The 1,988-nt window shown below is 66.6% G+C and carries 3 protein-coding genes; all 3 read right to left on the bottom strand.

Going from position 1 to position 1,988, the window contains the following annotated elements; all coding sequences use genetic code 11:
• Positions 1–83 precede the first annotated feature (83 nt).
• Positions 84–260, bottom strand: coding sequence for a hypothetical protein (locus I5M_RS33040; protein ID WP_022720209.1), 177 nt, complete (start codon positions 258–260; stop codon positions 84–86).
• A complete protein-coding gene (locus I5M_RS03915) occupies positions 257–1,372 on the bottom strand; it encodes a PepSY domain-containing protein (protein ID WP_022720208.1) in 1,116 nt (371 codons plus the stop codon). The genes I5M_RS33040 and I5M_RS03915 overlap by 4 nt, the downstream gene beginning before the upstream one ends.
• 28 nt (positions 1,373–1,400) lie before the next feature.
• A partial coding sequence (locus I5M_RS03910) for a TonB-dependent siderophore receptor (RefSeq protein WP_031335302.1) occupies positions 1,401–1,988 on the bottom strand: 588 nt, incomplete at its 5' end.

The following is a 1,988-nucleotide window of genomic DNA, read 5'->3' as shown; positions in this document are numbered from 1 at the left end:
CGCGCCATCGAGTCGATCCGCGAAGCCATCGACGAAGTTTCGCCGCAGAAGGCCGAAGTGACGGTCGAGACCTAAGCGGAGGCCTAGCGGCGACGCGCGGCGGCCACGCACCAGGCGATCGCGACCAGCGGCGACGCCAGCGCAATCCAGCACAGGCTCCACCACACGCCGCCCTCGCCGATCAGCGCCGACAGCAGCCCGAACACGGTCGCCCCCGCCAGCGCGATCGGCCATTGCCATTGCCTTCGGAGCGTGCTCATGCGGCGAGGCTCCCCGCCTGCGGCGCTACCTCACGACGCGGGCGCTTCGCCCCCCACAGATACAGGCCGCTGATCAGGACGACGATCGTCGCAATGTCGAGCAGTGCCCAGATGATCTTCAGCGGCAGTCCGCCATAGTCGCCGAAATGCAGCGGCTGCGACATGAACAGCGCGGTCGCGTACCACGGCATGTCGCGCACCGAGACGATCTGCCCGGTCGATGCGTCGGCCAATGCCGGCTTGAGGATGCGGCTGGTGATCGGCGTGTTGCCGGTGAGAAAGATCGCGACGTGCGACGGCGTGGCGAACGGCGTGCCGGGAAACGCCACCGTCATCACGTTCATGCCGGGCACCGCGGTGCGGACCTCGCGCAGCACGTCGTCGATCGACGCACGCTGGCCTTCGCTTGCCGTCGGCTTCGCCTGCGATGCCATCTCGACGAGCTGATTGGCCTGCCAGGCGAGCTCGATCGGCGCCGCCAGCGTGTTGATGACACCGGTGAAGCTGACGACGCCGAACCAGGCCAGCGTCACGATGCCGAGCAGATTGTGCAGGTCGAGCCATGTCCGCCGCCGGCTGCCGTCGGCCCGGACCACGCCGAAGTCGAGACGTCGCGTGAACGGACCGTACAACACCACGCCGGACACGATGGCGACGACCAGCAGCAACCCCATCGCGCCGAGAAACAGCGTGCCCGGCACGCCGCCGAACAGATCGAGATGCAGCCGCGTCATCACATACAGGAAGCCCTCGTTGGGCTGCGGGATCTCGATCTGTTGCCCGGTACGGGTGTCGAACACCTGATAGTGAAACGTGGCCGGATCGGCCGTCATCGCGGCCGCGGTCGGCACCTTCAAGATCGGATGATCCCGATCGTAGAACAAATACGGCACCACCTCGCCCGGCCGCGCCGCCAACGCCTGCGCGATCATCGAGTCCACCGAGGCCGCGCCGGGCGCCGCCGTGGTGGCCGCGAGCTGCAGATCCGGACCGAGCTCGTCCTTGAAGATCAGCGGCAAGCCGCTAAGGCACAGCAGCAGCGCGAACAGCGTGCAGATCAGGCTGCTCCAACGATGCACCCAAACCCAGGCTCGGACGGCGCGCCGCGTCATCGGCGGCGCGCCTTTCTGGCCTCGATCCTCACCACCGGTACTTCAGCCCGGCCAGAACCGTCCGGCGATTGCCGAACTGGCAGTAGTATCCCGACGAGCAGCTCGAATAATATTCCTTGTCGAACAGATTGTTGACGTTGAGCGTCAACGACGTGCCCTTCAGGCTCGGCGCCAGGTTGGCGAGGTCGTATTTCAACGCTGCATCCACCACCGTGTAGGCCGGCGTGCGCAGCGTGTTGGCGTCGTCGCCGTAGCTGTCGCCGACGTGGCGGATGCCGCCGCCGAAGGTCAGGCCGGTGACCGGGCCGGACTGGAACGTATAGTTCGCCCACAGCGAGCCGAAGTAATCCGGCACGGCCTGCGGCCGGTTGCCGATGATCGAAATCGTCGTGGACCGCGCGACGCGGGTGTCGAGGAAGGTCAAGGCGCCGACCAGCTCGAGACCGTCTGTGACGTTGCCGCGGGCTTCGAATTCGACGCCCTTCGAGCGGATCTCGCCCTGCTGCACGTTGAAGCCCGGCACGGTCGACGGCGTCAGCACGTTCTGCTGGCGGATGTCGAACACCGACGCGGTCAGCAGGATCGGCAGGAAGGTCGGCTGATATTTGATGCCGCC

Source organism: Rhodopseudomonas sp. B29 (assembly GCF_000333455.1).
GTDB lineage: Bacteria > Pseudomonadota > Alphaproteobacteria > Rhizobiales > Xanthobacteraceae > Rhodopseudomonas.
This window is presented reverse-complemented; position numbering and strand designations above follow the sequence as displayed.